Origin of the sequence: Polaribacter vadi (assembly GCF_018861005.1) — a bacterium.
GTDB classification, from domain to species: domain Bacteria; phylum Bacteroidota; class Bacteroidia; order Flavobacteriales; family Flavobacteriaceae; genus Polaribacter; species Polaribacter vadi_A.
This window is the reverse complement of the sequence record NZ_JAHKQL010000009.1, coordinates 1-19,372: the sequence shown is the minus strand read 5'-3', so window position 1 is coordinate 19,372 and position 19,372 is coordinate 1. Positions and strand designations below refer to the sequence as shown.

The following is a 19,372-nucleotide window of genomic DNA, read 5'->3' as shown; positions in this document are numbered from 1 at the left end:
GTATATTTACATAAATATTAGTCATGAATGTAGAAGCAAAAAGAGACGAGCTCGCTAAATGGATTAATAATCTAGATGAAAAGATGCTCAATAAAATTGATGAACTTAAAAAAAGTTCATTAAATGAATTTGTTATTTATACTGCTGATGGAAAAGGTTTAACAAAAAAACAATACAAAGCGCATTTAAACAAAATTAGCGAAAGCGTTGAGGCTGGAGAAAAAACATATACTTCTGAAGAAGTCAGAAATTATGTTTTAAATAGATAATGAAAGTTTTCTGGTCTTCTAAATCTATGCAATCTTTAGCTAAAATCTATGATTATATTTATGAAGATAGTCCAAAAAACGCAAAACACGTTTTTGATTCTTTACTAGAATTAGGAGATTCTTTAAAAGATGAACGTTTTGATTTTTCTAGAGAACTAATTATAGATGATGACAAGTATCGATTTATTCCTAAATGGAGTTATAAAATAATCTACGAAAGAAAAACTAATAAAGTAATCATTATTGATGTGTTTAACAGTAAACAAAACCCTGATAAACTATCTAAAATATTTTAAAATTAAGCTATGGCAGCAGGTACAATAAACAAAGTAATTTTAATTGGTAATTTAGGTGATGAAATAAAAATGCATTATTTTGATGATCAAAATTGTGTAGGTCGTTTTCCTATTGCAACATCAGAAAGTTATACCAATAAACAAACTGGAGAAAAAATCACAAATACAGATTGGCATAATATTGTAGTTAGAAATGGCTTGGCTAAAGTTTGCGAAAAATACCTTAGTAAAGGTGATAAAGTTTATGTTGAGGGTAAATTAAAAAACCGTCAGTGGGAGCAAGATGGCATAAAACGCTATTCTACTGAAGTGCATGTAAACGAAATGACAATGTTATCTACCAAAAACAATAGTGCTAACGCTAATAATCCTCAGCAAAACCAACAACCTTCTGCTCCAGAAACTAAAACTGTTACACCAGAAGAAAATGACGATTTACCTTTTTAATTAATCAAAATATTTAAATTTTGGACCCAGATCCTGAACCTTTATTACTCTTAATATTTACTTCTATAGATTTTATTGTAGGTCTAAATATTCTTGCATTAATTTTTCTTTTTATTAGTTCTGCATTAATTTCAGGCACAGAAGTTGCTTTTTTCTCTCTTTCACAAACAGATTTAGATTCGCTTTCTAGCGAAGGCAAAGAACAAAACATAATTGTAGATTTATTAGATAAACCTAGAAAATTATTGGCAACAATTTTAATTACCAACAATTTTATAAATATTTTAATTGTACTCTTATTTGCCTCTTTAGCAGAAACAATATTTGCTGATTTTGATTATCAATTAAACCTAATTTTATTCGAAGTTCCTGTTCGTTTTTTAATAGAAATTGTTTTAGTAACTTTTTTAATTCTCTTGTTTGGTGAGGTTTTACCAAAAGTTTATGCGTCTAGAAATGCATTGAAATTTTCTAAATTAATGGCAAAATTTATTAATGGAGTAAATGTAATTTTAACACCTTTTAGCTTACCATTAATTACATTAACTAAGTTTATAGAAAAGAAATTAGGTAATAAAAATTCTAATTTTTCAGTAGAAACTTTATCGCAAGCTTTAGAACTTACTTCTGAAGGTGCAACTACAAAAGATGAGCAGAAAATTTTAGAAGGAATCGTAAATTTTGGTAATACAGAAACTGTGCAAATTATGAAACCAAGAATAGACATTTTTGCACTTTCGGATGAAGAATCTTACGAAGTTGTCTTAAATAAAATTCTTGAAAACGGTTATTCTAGAAACCCTGTTTATAAAGAAAACATCGATAATATAGTTGGTGTTTTATATGCTAAAGATTTATTAGCACACTTAAATAAGAAAACTTTTAAATGGCAAGAATTAGTTCGTGAAGCTTTTTTTGTACCAGAAAATAAAAAACTAGACGATTTGTTAGATGATTTTAGAGACCGTAAAAATCATTTAGCAATTGTGGTTGATGAATATGGAGGTACAAGTGGTTTAGTTACCTTAGAAGATGTTATTGAAGAGATTGTAGGCGATATAAATGATGAGTTTGATGATGATGATTTACAGTATTCTAAAATAGATGAAAACAATTATATCTTTGAAGGTAAAACTACAATTAAAGATTTTTGTAGAGTTTTAGATGATGAAGACGAAGAAATTTTTGAAGAAGAAAAAGGCGAAAGCGAAACCTTAGCTGGCTTTATTTTAGAAATATCTGGAAAATTTCCAAGAAAAGGAGAGAAAATAAACTTCAAGAATTATACGTTTACCATAGAAGCGTTAGATAAAAAACGCATTAAACAAGTAAAAGCAACCAGAAATGCGTAAAATCTCTTTTCTCTTTTCTCTCATCTTTATTCTCTTTATTTCTTGTAATGATGATGTTTTACCAAAACCAAAAGCATATTTGAGTTTAGAATACCCTGCTAAAGATTATGAAAAGCTATCCGTTTCTAGACCTTATTCTTTTGATGTTTTAAAAAGTACAACCATATTTGATGATAAAAATAATTGGTTAAAAATTAAATATCCAGATTTAAAAGCATCTATAGATATTACTTACAGACCTGTAAAAAACAACATAAAAGAATTACTTACAGAAGCTGAAAAATTAGTTTTTAAACACGCTGTAAAAGCAGAACAAATAATACCAAAAGATTTTATAAACCCAGAAAAAAGAACTTTTGGCAGCTTATACGAAATTACAGGAAATGCAGCTTCTCACTTACAGTTTCACATAACAGACAGCACAAATAATTTTATAAAAGGATCTTTGTATTTCTACGCAAAACCAAATTACGATTCAATTTTACCAGCAGTTGCTTACATTAAAGAAGATATTTTAAAATTAGTAGAAAGTTTGGAGTGGGAATAAAGCCCATCCTAACCTTCCCAAAGGGAAGGAATATTGTTGTGGAAAATTAACTCTTATTTTTAGTCTTGTCTCAAGAAACATCACTCTAAACAATTTCCATTTTTTGCAACAAAAAAGAAGCATTCATATTTTTACAAACACCGTTTTTTAAGGTGTAATCGAAATGCAATTCATCATTAATTATTTCTGCATCAAAATAGTAGTTTTTAATATCAGTAAACTCATTTTCTAAGTCGCACAAACTAACATCGTGTGTTGCTATAATTCCTGTAGATTTCGATTTTGATAATTTTTCAACAAACTTTTTAGAGCCAATTGCCTTATCTTTACTATTGGTTCCTTTTAAAATTTCATCTAAAATAATAAAATATTTTTCTGTTTTAATTTGATCTACAATAAACTTTAAACGTTTTAATTCAGAATAAAAATACGATTCATCATCTGTTAAAGAATCAGAAGTTCGCATACTTGTAATTAATTTTATAGGATGATATTTAAAATGTTCTGCACAAACTGGCAAGCCACAATTTGCCATAACAATAGACAAAGAAACCGTTCTTAAAAAAGTACTTTTACCAGCCATATTTGCACCAGTTACAATAAAAAATTGCTCATCATCAATAAAAAAATCGTTATCAATTCTTTTATCAACATTTAATAATGGGTGCCCTAAATTGGTAGATTTTATAATCTCTTTTTCTGATGAAATTTCTGGAAACACAAATTTTGGATGATTGAATTTAAAGTTTGCTAACGAATTCTGAGCATCAAAATAAGCAACAACATCAAACCAATTTTCTACTGTGTGTTTGTAGTTCGTAATCCATTTTCCTACTTTACAAGCATTTAAAATATCCCAAAGAAAAAGTCCGTTTCCAAAAACAGCAATCACAACGTTGTTTCGATTATCAAAAGCATCTAAAATTTTAGAAAATTCTTTAAATATTGTTGATGCTTTTTTGTTTTCTGATTGAATAATTGCTTGTTTCTCTACTAAGTTTTTAGCAGTAAAACTTTCGTTCTCAATTTCATTTAATAATTGATGATATTGCTTAAAAGTTTCTCTAGCTTTATCAGTTTCTACATATAAATTATTTGTTTTTTTTAGAAACCTAGCAGTAATAAAAAGTCCGATAAAAAACCAAGCAGTTAAGTAAGAAAAAGATAAAAATCCGAAAGAAATTAAACCCAATAACAGTAAAGAAATTACAGAAAACCCAATTTGTATTTTAGCTAAATAATTAGGAAAAACTGAAGTGTAATTCCCTAACCAATTTACAATTGATTTCGAAGTGTTTTTTACAGTTACCAAACTTGCCAAAGCAGAAAAATGTTGTCTCCATTTTACTTTTTCAGAAAGCTCATTAATAGTATGTTGCTTGGCTACAATAGCATCAATATTATTATCTGTAAAAAGGTTTGCTAATGCTTTTTTACCATCAAAAGTGGCAGTTCTGTTTGCATACTGAAAAAAAGAACCTCTATCAAATAAATCGATATCATTACTATAAAAATGTGTTGGATCTATAAATTCTTTACCAGTTTCTAACTGATAAAAATTGCCATTTAAAACATTAATTTCTGTTTTATTGATCTCTATTTTTTGATCAACAATTGCCTTTTCTCTTTTTAGGTTGATGTATTTTATCACCAAAAAAGAAAAGAGTGAAACACCTAAAAAAGCAATGATAAAAACATCTGGATATTTGCCAAAAGTAAGATAAACCAAAAAGGCTGTAATTAAAAAAACAACCAATCTAAAAACACCTAAATTAATAAGTTTTGTTTTCAGTTTAGAAGCTTCATTTTCTAGTTCTTCTTTTTGTTGATTATAAAATTCTAAAGGATTTTTCATTCTTAATTTCTTTCTAAAAATTTAATTTTTAAATTTCCGGCTAAATCTCTACCATAAATAACTGCATCATCAATTTTATCAAAAGCAGCAATTTTATACCTGTTATTTCTTTCATCCCAAATATTAACTTCGCATTCTTTTCTAGAATTTAAAAAAGTAGATACTCTATCTAATTTCCTAAGATTTCTCCAAGAGCCATAACCTATTGGTCCAACATAATAAAACTTTCTGTATTTCATCTCTTTAAAATTAAAATGATGAGAAACTGAAACAGAAAAAGGCAAAGCAAAGCCAATTATATAGATTTCTAACTCTAGTATATGCAAAAAAGAAATTACGTAACTTTCGGAAAAGGAAAATGGTTTTCTAATAAAAAAAAGAGCTAAAACATAAATTGCTACAGCATAAAAAACAGAAGACAAAATCCGATTAAAAAGAGATCTTTTACCAAAAGAAATAATAACATTTTTATTCTCCATAAGATGAAATACCACCTGTTAAACTCAACACTTCTAATTTTGGATACTTCTTTTTTAACCTTTCTGTAGCTCTATAACTGTTAAAACCTCTTTGACAAACCATAACATAGGTTTTATTAAAATCTACTTCTATTTTATCTGCATCAAATTTATTAATGTGAATGGTTTGATTAACAGTAAAAGGCAATTTTAAGTTATTTAAAACTGCAATAATTTCTAGATTTTCACTACCTAATTTTTCTTTTAAGGTTGATGGTGATATTTGCCAATCAGTATTTTGACCAGAACAAGCAGCATCTACATAAGTCTGAACTTTAAATAATTTGGCAATTTTATCCTTTATAGTTGATGTTTTTAGTTTCATTTTCAATTGTGTGTTTTGCAGCGAATTGTAAATTAACAACTCATTTGTTAGTGGTTTTCCAATTCCTGTTATCAATTTTAAAACTTCATTTACTTGCGTAGTCGCAATTATGCCAACAATAGCATTTAAAGTTCCTGCTTCTTCGCAATTTGGTATATCTGTTGCCATTTCAGGAAAAGCATCTCTTAAATTTGCAGAATAAGTTCCATCTTTTTGCAACACATTAAAAGTAGCTACATAACCATCAAACTTATACAAAGAACCATAGACTAATGCTTTGTTTTTAATGATACAAGCATCATTTAACAAGTATTTTGTGGGTAAAGAATCTGTACTATCAACTATAATATCTGCGTTTTCTATCAACTCAAAAACATTATCTTTTGTTATGGATTTGTTAGTAAAATTAACTTCTGTAAAAGGTGCTCTTTTTTTAATAAATTCTGATAAAACTTTTGCTTTTGGTTGATTTACATCTTCTAAAGAATAAAAAACTTGCCTGTGCAGATTTGTAATATCAACAGTATCAAAATCTACCAAATGTATTTTTCCTATTCCACTTGATGCCAAATAAACTGCAATCGGACTTCCTAAACCTCCACAACCCACTACCAAAACAGATGCGTTTTGTAGTTTTTGTTGCCCAATTTTACCAATTTCTGATAAAGTAATTTGACGTTTAAAAAGTTGATTTTTTAACATTCTAATTTAAGTATCTTACCAATTATAATTTTGTTCCTTTTATTAATAAACTAGAGCTAATAGACTCTTGTTTAAGATGTAAAAAGTCATTTCTTTTTTTATCTTTTGTAAAGTTTAAAAAATCATTTTCAGTATTAAAAGATAAAAAGTGAATTTCATAAGGTAGTTTTTCTTGAGCAGAAATAAAAGATTCTTTATTTGGTCTTATTCTATAAATTAGTTTTCCATTATAATCTTCTAAAATTGGAAGTGACAACTTTTCAAATTGATGAAAAACTTCTTCTTTACCTTCTTTAACAAAAATCATTAGTGTAAAATACAACATGTTTACTTTTTTTGAATCTCACTTTTAGCAGCTTCAAACTCTTCTGGAGTATTTATATTTCTAATAAAATCGTCATCAATTTCTAAAATTTCTACATCAGAATTGATTAACATTTTTCTAGGACAAGAATAACCTTGTGCTAAATATTGCAATAAAATTGGATAGGCTTTAGGCTCGTAAATAGTAATTAAAGGCTCTACAAACTGTTTTCCTTTTCCTTTTATTGCAGTTGCAGCTTTACTTGGGTTTCTATGTTTTAAAACCAATTGAATGATTTCTTCATTTACAAAAGGAACATCTGTTGCCAACACAAACCAAGCTGAATTCGGGTCTTTTTGAAAAGCAGAACAGATACCTCCAAAAGGTCCTAGGTTTAAGAATTTATCTGATATTTCATTTTCATTGTTACCTTCTTGAACTGAATAAAAAGTTTCTAAATTATTATTCTCTAACAATTCTTTAGCTGTTTCTTTTTGAGGTTTTCCAAAATAATTGAGTTCAGCTTTATCTGTACCCATTCTTGTACTTTTTCCGCCAACCAAAACCAAACCTTTTATAGGTGCTATTTTTTCTTGAATTAAACTGTTAATGTGATTTGCAATTTGATCAACCTCATCAATTGTATAACAAGTTATGTTTTTTATCTGCGGATATTTCTCTACTAAAAAGTCAAAATATTTAGTTTCTGATTTTAATTTTACCACAAACTGAATGCGATCTAACTGCTCTAATCTTTTTAAAACTGAAGCTTCTTTTGCTTCATCTAAAATTAAAATTTGTTTTGCTCCTTGATAATGATTTCCGTTGATAAAAACATAATCAAACTGCGCAAAATCTAATCGTTGTTGGAATTTATTTATGTTTCCAGAAGTTGTAATTTGTAAATTTCCTTGATGATGAAAAACATATTCAGATAATTTATTCTCCTCAACATTTTTTGCGTGTGAAGCATCAAAATACGCTAAATTATAATCAGATAATTTTTGAGAAACTTTTGTTACTAAATCAGAAATATTATTACAATTTGTACCTAGAATAGCAATTTCATTAGGAGCAAAATTATCGTTATTTCTTCTTTCTAAATTTGTGTGTTTACTGTGTTTTTTAACCATTTTTAATATCAGATTTTCCTCCTGTTTTTTCTAATAATTTCACTTCTTTAATCACCATTTTTTGACTGATACTTTTGCACATATCATAAATGGTTAAACAGGTTATATTTGCCCCAGTTAAAGCTTCCATTTCTACGCCTGTTTTACCTGTAATTGTCACTTCGCATAAAACTTCAATATTTTCTGAGTCAATAATAGTAATATCAACATCTACTCCATTTATTAATAACGGATGACACATTGGTATCAATTCTGATGTTTTTTTAACACCTTGAATTCCTGCAATAATTGCCGTTTGAAAAACAGGTCCTTTTTTGGTAATTAACTCATCATTTGTAAAATGAGCAATTACTTCTTTCCCTAAAAACATGGTAGCTTTTGCAATGGCTGTTCTTTTGGTAATTTTCTTATCAGAAACATTTACCATTTTAGGATTTCCTTTGGAATTTAAATGACTGAATTTACTCATTATTATTCACCTTTATTATCTGAAAAATACTTAATTATCTTTCTTAATTCAACAATAGTACTAACTTTAGTTTCTGAACATGATTTCACTTTAAATTCAGAGTCATTTTTATATTTCAACTTATGATTTCTTACTAGTTCTTCAATTTGATTCAAATTTAAAACTTCATTATTAACAGAAATATTATTTTCACAATCAACTTCAAACTCTATTGTATTATTCGAACAATTCGTAAAAAGAATAACAGTAAGAACTAAATACATAAAAACTCTCATTTTGCTAACTTCTATATCTTAAGACAGAAAAACTCTCTCCTTTTTTAAATTCTATTTTATCACTTGGTAATTGAATAAAAGCATCCGTATTTACCAAACTTGCTAAATCTCCAGAACCATTTCCTTTAATTGGAGATGCAACTAAATGTCCGAATTTATAATCTAATTGTACTTGTAAAAAGTAAGTTAAATTAGGTTTAAAAGTTACATCTGCATTTAAAATTGCAGTTTCTTCTTTGGTTTCTAATCCAACAGATTTGTAATACCAAGGATAAAAATATGCTAGACAATTTACAAAAGTTGAAATTGGATTCCCAGGAAATCCGAAGATATTACAATCACTCGTTTTTCCGTAGAAAAAAGGTTTTCCTGGTCTTTGAGTTACTTTATGAAACAATTTTTCTACTCCTAATTCCTCAAAAACTTCAGGTAAAAAATCGTATTTACCTTTACTAACGGCTCCACTAAAAAGCAAAACATCATATTCTTGTAAATACGCTTCAATTTTAGATTTTAAAATTGGTTTATCATCTGTAATATGTGCAGTTTCTGAAGGGATTTGTAATCTTTCTAACAAAGAAACCAATGTAAACACATTGCTTCTTCTTATTTGATGTTCTAACGGAATTTCATCTACGTCAACCAATTCATCACCTGTAGAAACAATCATAACTTTTGGTAGTTTTGTAACTTTTACAAAAGATTTTCCAACGGTTGCTAAAACACCAATTTCAGCAGCTGAAATAATTTTATTTTCTTTAATTAAAACATCGCCAACTTTACCATCTTTTCCTTTGTTATGGACATTCTGACAATCGTTAATTTTATCAACAGTAATGGTTGCAATTCCGTTTTTTATAATTACATCTTCATAACGAATTACAGTATTACAATTATTTGGCAAAACTGCACCTGTCATCACTTCAATACAATTCTCAGCATTTTTCATTGACAATTGCTTACTTCCTGCAGCTTGAATTCCTTCTACTTTAAAATCTCTTTGTCCGTTTTTAAAACACGAATAATTGATTGCAATTCCATCCATAGAAACTCTATTAAATGGCGGAAAATCTCTGTCTGCCGTAATTTCTTCTTTTAAAATTCTACCAACAGATTTTATAAACGGAATTTCTTCAACTCCAAAATTTTGGGTTGAGTTTAAAATAATATTTTTTGCTTCTTTTACTGAAATCATTATAATCCTTTAATAATTAAAATAATTCCTGATATTAATAAGATACTAATTATTCCCCAAGATTGTATTACAGAAACTTTACTCATTACATTTTTAGTTTTATAACTTTCTTTCTTTTGATTGTCTACTCTAAAAATTAAATATATAATTCCTAATCCTATCAAGATAATACCAGATTGAATTGGGTAATTTTCTAAAGCGCTAACAAATAAATCCATAATTTACCCTCCAATAGTACTCATACTTTCAGAAACATTTCCTTTTTTACGATTTGCTTCTGCAATAAAACCATTTTCTGGTTTTTCTTTTACTAAAGATAAAAAGAGTTCTTTTAAATCATCATTAGAAGCTCCTTTTCTTATAAAATCTCGCAGATTAAAAACGCCATCATCAAACAAACAGTTTTTAAAAGTCCCTGTACTGGTAATTCTAATTCTATTACAATCGTTACAAATAGTTCTTGTAAATGCAGGTATAATACCGAAAGTTCCTATATGATTATCAACTTTATAATTTCTAGAAGTTGATGATTTTTCAGACTGAACTTCTTGCACATCAAACTCTGTTTTAATTACGTTTAAAATCTTTTTGAAAGTCCAATTTTCTTGCATATCTCTTTGTCCTTTTCCATTAAAAGGCATTTCTTCTATAAAACGAACTGCAACATTTTTATCTTTTGTGAGTCTAACAAAATCTACAATTTCATCCGTATTAAAACCAGATTGCACAACTACATTCAGTTTTAAGTTTAAGTTGCTTTTTTCTAAGAGTTCAAACGTTTTATAAACTTCAGGAAAAACATCTCTTCGTGTAATTTTAGTAAACTTATCTCTCTGTAAACTATCAATACTTAAATTGATGTTTTTAACTTTTTCTAGTTTTTCAATTTTATCTATATGATGAGAAATTAACGCTCCATTTGTTGTGATATTTATAGCTTCTAACAAATCATTATAAGACAACATTTCTAAAAAACCAACAAAATCTTTACGTACAAAAGGTTCTCCACCTGTTAAACGCACTTTATTAACGCCCAATTCTGTTAATACACGAATTAAACGATACATTTCTTTAAAAGTCAATAATTCTTGTCTAGGAACAATATCTATTCCGTGAGCAGGCATACAATATTGGCAACGCAAATTACAACGATCTGTAACTGCCAATCGCACATACTCCATTTGTCGTCCAAAATTGTCTACTAATTTACTCATGAAAGGGTTTTAAATCTGGTTGTAAAACTTGTTGTTTTGCTTCTTTTGAAGTAAAAACATCACCAGAATAATAGGTTGAAATAATTTCTTTAAAATTACTTTTTAATTGTGAGAATTCATTGATAAAATCTTGAAAATCATAAGTATCAGATTTCTGAATAAAAGCATCCATAATTTGAATAGATGCAAAAGTTACAGTAGCATTGTATTTACCTTCTGCGTTATATTTATTTGCAAAGTCTTGCAATTGTTTACTGTACTTTTTTAAGGCTATTTCTTTTCCGTATTTGGTTATATAAATCCACGCTAAACGCAAATGTGCCTCATGCGTAAACCATAGAGGACGATATTTATTTGTAGAGAATTGCTCTTCAAATTCAGTATCAGAAATTTTCCAATGACGTTCCATTAATTGGGTAATTTCTTACTGATTAAACCGTATAAAAATGCGCCTAAAAGTGCACCTGCCAAAATAATAATTGCTGGCACTAATTTAAATCCAAGAATCACAAAAACTGGTGCTGCACAAGCTCCAGAAATCCCCCAACCTAAACCAAAAAGTGTTCCTCCAAAAATGGTACTTATAAATCCTTTTTTCTTTGGTTTTGGTACAATTTTATTTCCATTAATATCTTTTATTTTTCCGCTTTTAAACAACTGCATAATAATCGCTGATATTACAACTGCGCCACCAATAATACCAAACATATGAAAAGATTGGAATTTGAACATTTCGTAAAATCGATACCAAGAAATTGCCTGAGATTTACTTAAAACAATTGCGAAAAAGATACCTAATATTAAAAATTTGATATTCTTCATCATCTAAAAAATTAAAGGAATTATTAACCAAGTAGCAATAATACCACCAATAAAAAAGCCAATTACCGCCAATAAAGAAGGTAACTGCAAACTGCTTAAACCCGTAATTGCGTGTCCAGAAGTACAACCACCTGCATAACGTGTTCCAAAACCAATAAGCACTCCAGAAATTATCAGAATTAAGAATCCTTTTAAAGATGTGTATATATCATCCCCAAAAATTTCATCAGGAAAATATTGATTACCCACATTAGAAAAACCTAAATCTGTTAACTCTTGAACTGTTGTTGGATTTAAATCTATGGTTTGATTCGGAATTAAATAACTTGAAGAAATAAAACCACCAATTATTAAACCAACCACAAATAGTAATGCAAAATCACGCTGTTTCCAATCTTTTTTAAAATAGTCGGATACTTTTCCTGCACCAGCCATTGTACATAGAGTTTCAAAGTTTGTTGAGGCTCCAAAATCCCGTCCAAAATAGAAATATAAAAATAGCGATAATGCTATTAATGGACCACCAATATACCAAGCCCAAGGTTGAAATATAAAATCCATTTTTAAATTTTATCTTTTAAATAATTCATAATTAGTTTTGTTGCTCCTAAATTGGTTGCAATATATTTTTTATTGATTGCGCCTGTTAACTTTCTGAAATTTTCATCGTTTTTAAAATTGATAAAAGCTTCTGTAAATTCTTCTTGATTTTTAATTGAAATACATCCGCCGATTTTAACCAAATCAACAGCTTCTTTAAATTTGTCGTATTTATTTCCAATCACTACAGGAATTCCAAAAGTTGCTGGTTCCAAAATATTATGTAAACCTGTTTTTAAACCTCCACCAACGTAAGCAGCATCTGCAGCAGCATAAATTTTGGTTAAAATACCAATAGTATCAATTATAAAAACTTGATATTCTGTTAGATTTTGAGAATTCTGAACTCCATTAGAAATGACATCAGAATATTTTATAACTTTTTTACTAATGGATTTCTGTAATTCTAAAATTGCATCTGCTTTAATATTATGAGGTGCTATGATAAATTTTTCATCTTCGGATGCATTATTGTTGATGTAATTCACCAAGAGTTCTTCTCCTTCACTCCAAGTACTTCCTGCAACAACTGTGTATTTATCATTTTTAAATTCATTAATAAAATCAAGAGTATTGTCTTGTTGTAAAATTTTAGAAACTCGATCAAAACGTGTATCACCAGCAACTGTTATATTTTTAAAATTGATGGAATTCAGTAAATCTTTAGAAATTTCATTCTGTACAAAAAAGTGATGAAAAGCTTGTAGAGAATCTCTCATAAAACCACCATAACTTTTAAAGAACAATTGTTTTTCTCTTAAAATACCTGAAACTAAAATTGTAGGAATTTCTTTTCTTTTAAGTTCGTTTAAGAAGTTTGGCCAAAATTCATACTTTATAAAAATAGCCATTTTAGGATTTACAATTTCTATAAACTTTTTTGCATTCGATTTAGAATCTAAAGGTAAATAACAAATTACATCTGCTAAAATATAGTTTTTACGAATTTCATATCCTGAAGGAGAAAAAAAGGTAACTAGTATTTTATACTGTTTATACTCTTTTTTAATCTCTTCTATAATTGGCCTTGCTTGTTCAAATTCGCCCAAAGAAGCAGCGTGGAACCATATCGTTTTCTTATCCTTTAGTATATCAATTTTTGAAAATATTTCTTTTCGCCCCGCTACAAAAAGCTTTAATTTTTTATTAAAAATAGCTAAAATTGAAAGCACAATAGAGGCTTTAAAAACAAGGAAGTTATAAAGGAAATTCATTGTGGTAAAAATACAAAATAGAAGTTTGTTAAATACCCAAAAAAGAAATTTGACCATAAAAAAAAGTTACCCTAAAAAGGGTAACTTGATTAAAAGTTCTTATTATAAAATAACTTTTATAAAAATAGTTACATCCCCCAACGTAAATATTTTTAATAAAAATAAACAAACTCAACTGTTTTTGCTAACTAAATGTTCTAAACACAGTGTTTTTTGTTCTAAAAAGCAATTTAAATTGACTTAATTCTATCTATTAATTCTTCTTTATATTTTTTACCTATAGGTATTATCTCTTGATCAACTATAATAGAATCTATTTTAACCTCTTTAACATGATGAATATTTACAATAAAGCTTCTTTGTACACGAACAAAATTTTTATTTAATGTTTCTTGAATGTTATTTAAACTTTTTCTTACCAAAAACTTTTTATTATCTACTAAAAAAAGCTCTACATAAACATGTGAACTTTTAAAATATAAGATATCATCGAACTTTACTTTTAACAAAGCTCCTTTATTTTTAATAAAAATTGATTTATCAGAAACACTTTTTTCTTCTTCTATTACTCTTTTAGAATAATTTGAAATTGCTATTTCTATAGAAGTAAAAAGTTCTTCTTTAGAAAATGGTTTTACTAAATATGCAGGTGGCATAACTTCTTTTGCCTTATTTAAAGTAATTGAATCTGAATTGGAAGTTAAAAAAACAAATGGAAAATGGTAATTATCTATAATTTGTTTTGCAATATCTATACCCGTTTTTTTACCAGATAAAATAATATCTAAAATTGCAATATCTGGTTTTTCTTTTTCTATAGTTATCATAGCTTCAGTATAACTAATAGCTGGCTCTAAAACATTATAGCCTAAGTCTTCTAAGGTATTACAAATATTATCTGCAATTATCATTTCATTTTCAACTACTAAAACCTTTACACTTTCCATAAACAAAAATTTATAAAAATTTAATCGATTAATTGTCTTGCTTGTTCATCTTTAAAAGTAATTTCAAATCTCGCTCCATTTATATTTGTTACTTTTAAAGTACCATGTAATTGTTTTACCAATCTGTTTACTAAACGTAAACCTAAACTTTTTGTTTTTTTTACATCAAAATCATTAGACAACCCTGGGCCATTATCTTCTATTACAAGTTTAAAATCATCATTATCTTCTTTACCTATAGAAATAGACAAGATATTTTCTTTTTCACTACCAAACGCATATTTGTAAGAGTTTGTAATTATTTCATTAATTATTAAGCCAAGAGGAATTGCTGTATCTACATCAAATTCCATATTTTTTGATTCTATTGATGTTTCAATTTTGTTATTAGATTTAAATAAGGATGAAAGTTCTTTAACTAATAAGTGTATATATTCATCAAAATCTACTAAACCACTTTCATTTTGATATAGTTTTTGATGAATTAAAGCCATCGATTTCACTCTATTCTTACCTTCATTGACTAATTCTAATGCTTTTTCATCTTCTATGCCTTCGCTCTGTAGTTCTAATAAACTAGATACAATTTGAAAATTATTTTTTACCCTATGATGTACTTCTTTAACTAGTAATTCTTTTTCTTTTAATGATTGTTCTATTAGTGTGTTTTTTTCGCTTAACTCTTTAGATTGCTTTCTTATTTTCCTTAAAACTAATAATGAAATTAATAGTAAAATAAAAGCTAAAGATGCAATAACTGCATATAAACTTGTTTTTTCTTTTTCGTGTTCTATAACTTTTTCTTGTTCTTTAACAGCTAAATCTGTTTTATAATTTGCTAATGTTTCTGATAAATCTTTAGAGTAAATATTTTTGATTAGGGTTATTTGGCTTTCTTTATACAAAATTGCTTTTTCGTAAAAACCATGAGCAACTAAAGCTCTTGCACTGCTACTTATTAAACTGGCATAATCATGATGATTTAAAACTTCTCCTAATTTTCTAAATTTTTCTATTAGTTCTAGTACATTTTTTACTTGAAATTTTTTTAGAATTTTTTTCTTTTCTATTGAGTTCTTGTTTAGTTTAGCTATAAATTTAGCATAGAATTCAAATGATTGTATTCTTGAAGTTTCATTTTCATAAATTTCCGCTAACAAACCTTCTACCCTGTCATTATTACCCCCTTTATAAATATAAGCATCTACTAAATGCTCTAATATAGCATGATGAAAACCTGTTTGTTTAGGCAACTTTTTTTCTAATTCTAAACTTTGCTCACAAACATCTATATATTCTTGTAATTTACCTTCTTGTACCAAAAAGTCTGTTAGATAGTATAAAAAAATAATTTCTAAATTTATGTCTTTTAGTTCTCTTGCAGATTCTATACTTTTTAAACACAACTCTTTTCCCTTTAAATCTTGTTTAATATTAAACATTATTATAGGATGACTTGTAATTTTTGTCTTCAACTTTAAAACATCAATATCAGAATCATCAAACTTATTTACATAAATTTCTAGTTTTTCATGCTCTTTATTAGCGGCTTCTAACGTAACCTCATCTCTTAAATTACCTATTTGATTCCACTTAATATTTACATAATCTATATCTATTTTTTTATCATTTACTGGCTCTTTTATAAAGTTTTTTATAAAATTATGTATAGATAAATAATTTACAACCTGTCTTGTACTTACAGATTTTAAAAATTGATTATACTCTGCATAAGAAACAAGTTCCTTGTTTTTAATCTTATTTAAAATTGTTGTATAGCTGTTTTTATTAAGTTGATTTAAAAGAAGAGATGCAGAATCTAATTTCTTTTCTAAAATAAAAATCTCAACTTTTTGTATTAGTTCAGTTTGTTGATTGTTTTGATCTTGAGCTACACTACTACTAAAAGAAAATAGGTAGACAAATAAAGTAAAAAAATGGATTCTCGTCATGTTTTTTTTATATATCATAGAAATATACCATAAAATTTACTAAAAATAAAAATGCTCTAACAAATAAATGTTAGAGCATTTTTAATATTGTAAAAAACTTACGTCTTTTTAAGCTTCAAATGGAGTAATAGATACATAAGATCTATTATCTCTTTTCTTTTGAAATTCTACAATTCCATCAACTTTTGCATGTAAAGTATGATCTTTACCCATGTAAACGTTTTCTCCTGGATTGTGAGTAGTTCCTCTTTGACGAACAATAATATTACCTGCAATTGCAGCTTGTCCTCCAAATATTTTAACACCTAGTCGTTTCGATTCTGATTCTCTACCATTCTTCGAACTTCCTACACCTTTTTTATGTGCCATTTTGTTGAGTTTTTATAGGTTAAAGTAAATTATAAATGGTTATTTTTCAATACCACCATCTAATCTATCTTGTAATTCTTTTAATTCATCCCACTTACCTTCTGCAGCTAAACCAGCTTGCTTTGGCCAAGTAGTTGTAACTAAATGAGACAATCTAGAACTTGCTTCAGTTAAGATTTCACTCAATTTAGCTGGATCTGCTTTTGCAACTTTAGCAAAAGTATCTAAACCTGCATTTACTAAAGCTTCAGCTGCTTTAGGTCCTGCACCTTCAATTTTCTTTAAATCATCAGCTTTAGCTTTTGTTGCTTTTTTTGGAGCAGCTTTTTTAACAGCTTTCTTTGCACCAGTTGCAGCAATAGATTCAATTTGAATCTCGCTTAAATACTGTCTATGACCATTTTTCTTTCTGTAACCTTTTCTTCTTTTCTTTTTAAAGACGATTACTTTATCACCTTTTAAGTGACTTAAAATTTGAGCTGTTACTGATGCTCCTTCTATAGCTGGGGCGCCTAAAGTTACGTTACCAGCATCATCAAGTAAAAGAACGTTATCAAAAGTCACTTTTGATCCTTCTTCTCCTTGTAAACGATGAACGTATACTTTTTGGTCTTTTGCTACTTTAAATTGCTGCCCTGCTATCTCTACGATTGCGTACATACTAATTGTTTTGCGTATTTATACTTATTTATTGCATTTAACTTACTGAAAATGCGGATGCAAATATACATCTTTTTTAATAGTTAACAACATCAATTATAATATTTTAAAATTAAATAATTATATAAGAAATCATTTATATTATATTGGTCTTTATTATTTTTGATTGTTGATATTTTTATGTTGTTACAAAACATAAAAAATTGCGTCAAATCTAAACACTTATTAATAAACTAAATTAAACCAATGAAGAAAAGTATTTTATCTTTTGCTGCTTTGGTGGTGAGAACTTACGATGCTAATATTAGTATTCCTGCAATTATTGCTGCATATAGAACTCCTGAAATGACCACAAAAGACTCCAGAGTTTTAGATCTATAAGCAGAGAATTGTACAATTTACCAGATGATTTTTATGAAAATTACCTAAAAAACATAAATGCGGATACTATTGATGAAGTTCAGAATGCAGCCATTAAATATTTTAAAGGTAATAAAGCTAGAATTGTAATTACAGGTAAAGGAATTGATGTACTTAAAAATCTTGAAAAAACAGATTATGTAATTAAGTATTTTGATGATAAAGGAAACCCAACAGTAAAACCACCAATGACAATGCCTATTCCTGCAGGAATGACAGCTGCAACTGTTGTTGATAAATACATAGAAGCTATTGGAGGTAAAGAAAAAGTGATGGCTATAAAAACCACAATGATGGTTGCAAATGCTACTGTACAAGGAATGGCTTTAACAATGACATCTAAATCAGCTGCACCCAACAAAACTTCGCAAGAAATTGCTGTAGCTGGTAATGTTATGCAAAAAGCTGTTTTTAATGGCACAACTGGTTACCAAGAAGCTAGAGGACAAAAAATAGAGATGAAAGCTGAACAAATAGAAGAAGCAAAGTCTAATTTAGTTCCTTTTTCAGATTTGGCGTATAAAACTGGTAAACTAGAGAGAATTGAACCTATTGATGGTGTAAATTATTACGTTATAAAATTCAATGATACTGAAGCTTTTTACGACCTAAAAACAGGTTTAAAAGCAAAAGAAGTAAAAACGGTAAAAGGACCAACAGGTGAAATGAAAGTACCAACAACATTCAGCAATTATAAGGCTGTAGAAGGAGTTTTGTTTCCTTATTCTATTGGGGTAAAATCTGGACCTATGGATTTAAAATTTGAAGTAAAAGAAATAAAAGTAAATGAAGGTGTTACTGATGAAGATTTTAAGTAAACACTTTTAAAATAAATTTGATAAAAGAGTTAAAACTTAATGTTTTGGCTCTTTTTTTATTGTTTAAAGTTATATTTTGCAGTATAGGACTCATTTTCAGTTAAAATTGATGTAAAAAACCTCGACTTTTTCAAATACAAGTCATATTATTAATAAATTTGCAAAATAATTCAATACTATATTCAAATGAAAACTCAAAAAATATTTACTGCAATCGCAATTGCTTGTTTTATACTTACTTCATGTAAAACTGAAAAGAAAGAAGTGAAAAATGAAAACGTTTCTTTAGCGATTTCTGGAATGACCTGCGAAATAGGTTGTGCAAAAACCATTCAATCTAAATTATCTAAAAAAGAAGGTGTTATAGATGCTAAAGTTATTTTTACAGATAGTATTGCTAATATTCAATTTGATGCTAATACTACTTCTAAAAAAGACCTAATTGCTTTTGTTGATGGTATTGCTGGTGGAGAAATGTACTCAGCTTCTGAAACAACCAAGAAAGCACACGCTTGTTCTGAAGCTTGTAAAGAAAAATGTGAAACTTCTACTGATAAAAAAGAATGTAAAGAAGATTGCACAATGGATTGTTGTAATGATAAAAAAGCTTAACAATCATTTTAACTTATAAGATAAAAAGCAGGCTAAAAGCTAGTCATGGTCGGAAGA

At 27.8% G+C, this 19,372-nt stretch carries 25 protein-coding genes and 1 pseudogene; 8 read left to right on the top strand and 18 right to left on the bottom strand.

Annotated elements, in window-relative coordinates:
* Positions 1-23: 23 nt before the first annotated feature.
* Genes KO506_RS06385 through gldD form a run of 5 tightly spaced genes read left to right on the top strand, consistent with a single transcriptional unit; the run spans position 24 to position 2,911 of the window.
* Complete coding sequence (locus KO506_RS06385) at positions 24-269, top strand: hypothetical protein (RefSeq protein WP_215994067.1); 246 nt, start codon at positions 24-26, stop codon at positions 267-269.
* Positions 269-565: a type II toxin-antitoxin system RelE/ParE family toxin gene (locus tag KO506_RS06380; RefSeq protein WP_215994066.1), complete on the top strand. Its 297-nt coding sequence runs from the start codon at positions 269-271 to the stop codon at positions 563-565. Before KO506_RS06385 ends, KO506_RS06380 begins: the two co-directional genes overlap by 1 nt.
* A gap of 9 nt (positions 566-574) precedes the next feature.
* Positions 575-1,012 (top strand): single-stranded DNA-binding protein, encoded by a 438-nt coding sequence (locus KO506_RS06375; protein ID WP_215994065.1) that lies wholly within the window; start codon positions 575-577, stop codon positions 1,010-1,012.
* Positions 1,013-1,032: 20 nt separating this feature from the next.
* Positions 1,033-2,364, top strand: a complete 1,332-nt coding sequence (gene gldE, locus KO506_RS06370; RefSeq protein ID WP_215994064.1) for a gliding motility-associated protein GldE — start codon at positions 1,033-1,035, stop codon at positions 2,362-2,364.
* Entirely contained in the window at positions 2,357-2,911 is a 555-nt protein-coding gene (gene gldD / locus KO506_RS06365; protein ID WP_215994063.1) for a gliding motility lipoprotein GldD, read from the top strand. The genes gldE and gldD overlap by 8 nt, the downstream gene beginning before the upstream one ends.
* 85 nt (positions 2,912-2,996) lie before the next feature.
* Here gldD and KO506_RS06360 read toward each other — a convergent pair whose 3' ends face one another.
* The 18 genes and pseudogenes from KO506_RS06360 to rplU all read right to left on the bottom strand — a co-directional run.
* Positions 2,997-4,766: a MutS-related protein gene (locus KO506_RS06360; protein WP_215994062.1), complete on the bottom strand. Its 1,770-nt coding sequence runs from the start codon at positions 4,764-4,766 to the stop codon at positions 2,997-2,999.
* A 2-nt stretch (positions 4,767-4,768) separates the two neighbouring features.
* On the bottom strand, positions 4,769-5,245 hold the full coding sequence (locus KO506_RS06355; protein WP_215994061.1) for a hypothetical protein: 477 nt from the start codon (positions 5,243-5,245) through the stop codon (positions 4,769-4,771).
* A complete protein-coding gene (locus KO506_RS06350) occupies positions 5,235-6,311 on the bottom strand; it encodes a HesA/MoeB/ThiF family protein (protein WP_252726807.1) in 1,077 nt (358 codons plus the stop codon). The genes KO506_RS06355 and KO506_RS06350 overlap by 11 nt, the downstream gene beginning before the upstream one ends.
* 22 nt (positions 6,312-6,333) lie before the next feature.
* On the bottom strand, positions 6,334-6,636 hold the full coding sequence (locus tag KO506_RS06345) for a hypothetical protein (protein ID WP_215994060.1): 303 nt from the start codon (positions 6,634-6,636) through the stop codon (positions 6,334-6,336).
* Between the two features lie 2 nt (positions 6,637-6,638).
* A complete protein-coding gene (locus KO506_RS06340) occupies positions 6,639-7,748 on the bottom strand; it encodes an NTP transferase domain-containing protein (protein WP_215994059.1) in 1,110 nt (369 codons plus the stop codon).
* Positions 7,741-8,217 carry a cyclic pyranopterin monophosphate synthase MoaC gene (moaC, locus tag KO506_RS06335; RefSeq protein WP_215994058.1) on the bottom strand — a complete coding sequence of 159 codons (477 nt, stop codon included), beginning with the start codon at positions 8,215-8,217 and terminating at the stop codon, positions 7,741-7,743. The genes KO506_RS06340 and moaC overlap by 8 nt, the downstream gene beginning before the upstream one ends.
* A 279-nt stretch (positions 8,218-8,496) precedes the next feature.
* Positions 8,497-9,687: a molybdopterin molybdotransferase MoeA gene (locus KO506_RS06330; protein ID WP_215994057.1), complete on the bottom strand. Its 1,191-nt coding sequence runs from the start codon at positions 9,685-9,687 to the stop codon at positions 8,497-8,499.
* Positions 9,687-9,905, bottom strand: a complete 219-nt coding sequence (locus KO506_RS06325) for a hypothetical protein (protein ID WP_215994056.1) — start codon at positions 9,903-9,905, stop codon at positions 9,687-9,689. The genes KO506_RS06330 and KO506_RS06325 overlap by 1 nt, the downstream gene beginning before the upstream one ends.
* 3 nt (positions 9,906-9,908) lie before the next feature.
* Positions 9,909-10,901, bottom strand: a complete 993-nt coding sequence (moaA, locus tag KO506_RS06320; protein WP_215994055.1) for a GTP 3',8-cyclase MoaA — start codon at positions 10,899-10,901, stop codon at positions 9,909-9,911.
* A complete protein-coding gene (locus KO506_RS06315; protein WP_215994054.1) occupies positions 10,894-11,310 on the bottom strand; it encodes a hypothetical protein in 417 nt (138 codons plus the stop codon). The genes moaA and KO506_RS06315 overlap by 8 nt, the downstream gene beginning before the upstream one ends.
* Positions 11,310-11,723 (bottom strand): YeeE/YedE thiosulfate transporter family protein, encoded by a 414-nt coding sequence (locus KO506_RS06310; RefSeq protein ID WP_215994140.1) that lies wholly within the window; start codon positions 11,721-11,723, stop codon positions 11,310-11,312. Before KO506_RS06310 ends, KO506_RS06315 begins: the two co-directional genes overlap by 1 nt.
* 3 nt (positions 11,724-11,726) lie before the next feature.
* The gene (locus KO506_RS06305; protein ID WP_215994053.1) at positions 11,727-12,284 is read right to left on the bottom strand and encodes a YeeE/YedE family protein; all 558 of its coding nucleotides are present in this window, start codon (positions 12,282-12,284) and stop codon (positions 11,727-11,729) included.
* 2 nt (positions 12,285-12,286) lie between these two features.
* Positions 12,287-13,537, bottom strand: coding sequence for a 3-deoxy-D-manno-octulosonic acid transferase (locus tag KO506_RS06300; RefSeq protein WP_215994052.1), 1,251 nt, complete (start codon positions 13,535-13,537; stop codon positions 12,287-12,289).
* Between the two features lie 230 nt (positions 13,538-13,767).
* Positions 13,768-14,484 carry a LytR/AlgR family response regulator transcription factor gene (locus tag KO506_RS06295; RefSeq protein WP_215994051.1) on the bottom strand — a complete coding sequence of 239 codons (717 nt, stop codon included), beginning with the start codon at positions 14,482-14,484 and terminating at the stop codon, positions 13,768-13,770.
* Between the two features lie 20 nt (positions 14,485-14,504).
* Positions 14,505-16,436, bottom strand: a complete 1,932-nt coding sequence (locus KO506_RS06290) for a sensor histidine kinase (protein WP_215994050.1) — start codon at positions 16,434-16,436, stop codon at positions 14,505-14,507.
* 108 nt (positions 16,437-16,544) lie between these two features.
* Complete coding sequence (gene rpmA, locus KO506_RS06285; protein WP_208080109.1) at positions 16,545-16,805, bottom strand: 50S ribosomal protein L27; 261 nt, start codon at positions 16,803-16,805, stop codon at positions 16,545-16,547.
* A gap of 39 nt (positions 16,806-16,844) precedes the next feature.
* Positions 16,845-17,081 carry a helix-hairpin-helix domain-containing protein gene (locus KO506_RS17240; protein ID WP_394372179.1) on the bottom strand — a complete coding sequence of 79 codons (237 nt, stop codon included), beginning with the start codon at positions 17,079-17,081 and terminating at the stop codon, positions 16,845-16,847.
* A gap of 93 nt (positions 17,082-17,174) precedes the next feature.
* Positions 17,175-17,465, bottom strand: a pseudogene (gene rplU / locus KO506_RS17235) (50S ribosomal protein L21); the annotation flags it as partial.
* Between the two features lie 246 nt (positions 17,466-17,711).
* Between rplU and KO506_RS17160 the strand changes: the two are divergent.
* From KO506_RS17160 to KO506_RS06270, 3 genes are all read left to right on the top strand, one after another.
* Positions 17,712-17,846, top strand: a complete 135-nt coding sequence (locus KO506_RS17160) for a hypothetical protein (RefSeq protein ID WP_289851793.1) — start codon at positions 17,712-17,714, stop codon at positions 17,844-17,846.
* Between the two features lie 8 nt (positions 17,847-17,854).
* On the top strand, positions 17,855-18,703 hold the full coding sequence (locus KO506_RS06275) for a hypothetical protein (RefSeq protein ID WP_215994048.1): 849 nt from the start codon (positions 17,855-17,857) through the stop codon (positions 18,701-18,703).
* A gap of 186 nt (positions 18,704-18,889) precedes the next feature.
* On the top strand, positions 18,890-19,315 hold the full coding sequence (locus KO506_RS06270) for a cation transporter (RefSeq protein WP_215994047.1): 426 nt from the start codon (positions 18,890-18,892) through the stop codon (positions 19,313-19,315).
* Positions 19,316-19,372 lie beyond the last annotated feature (57 nt).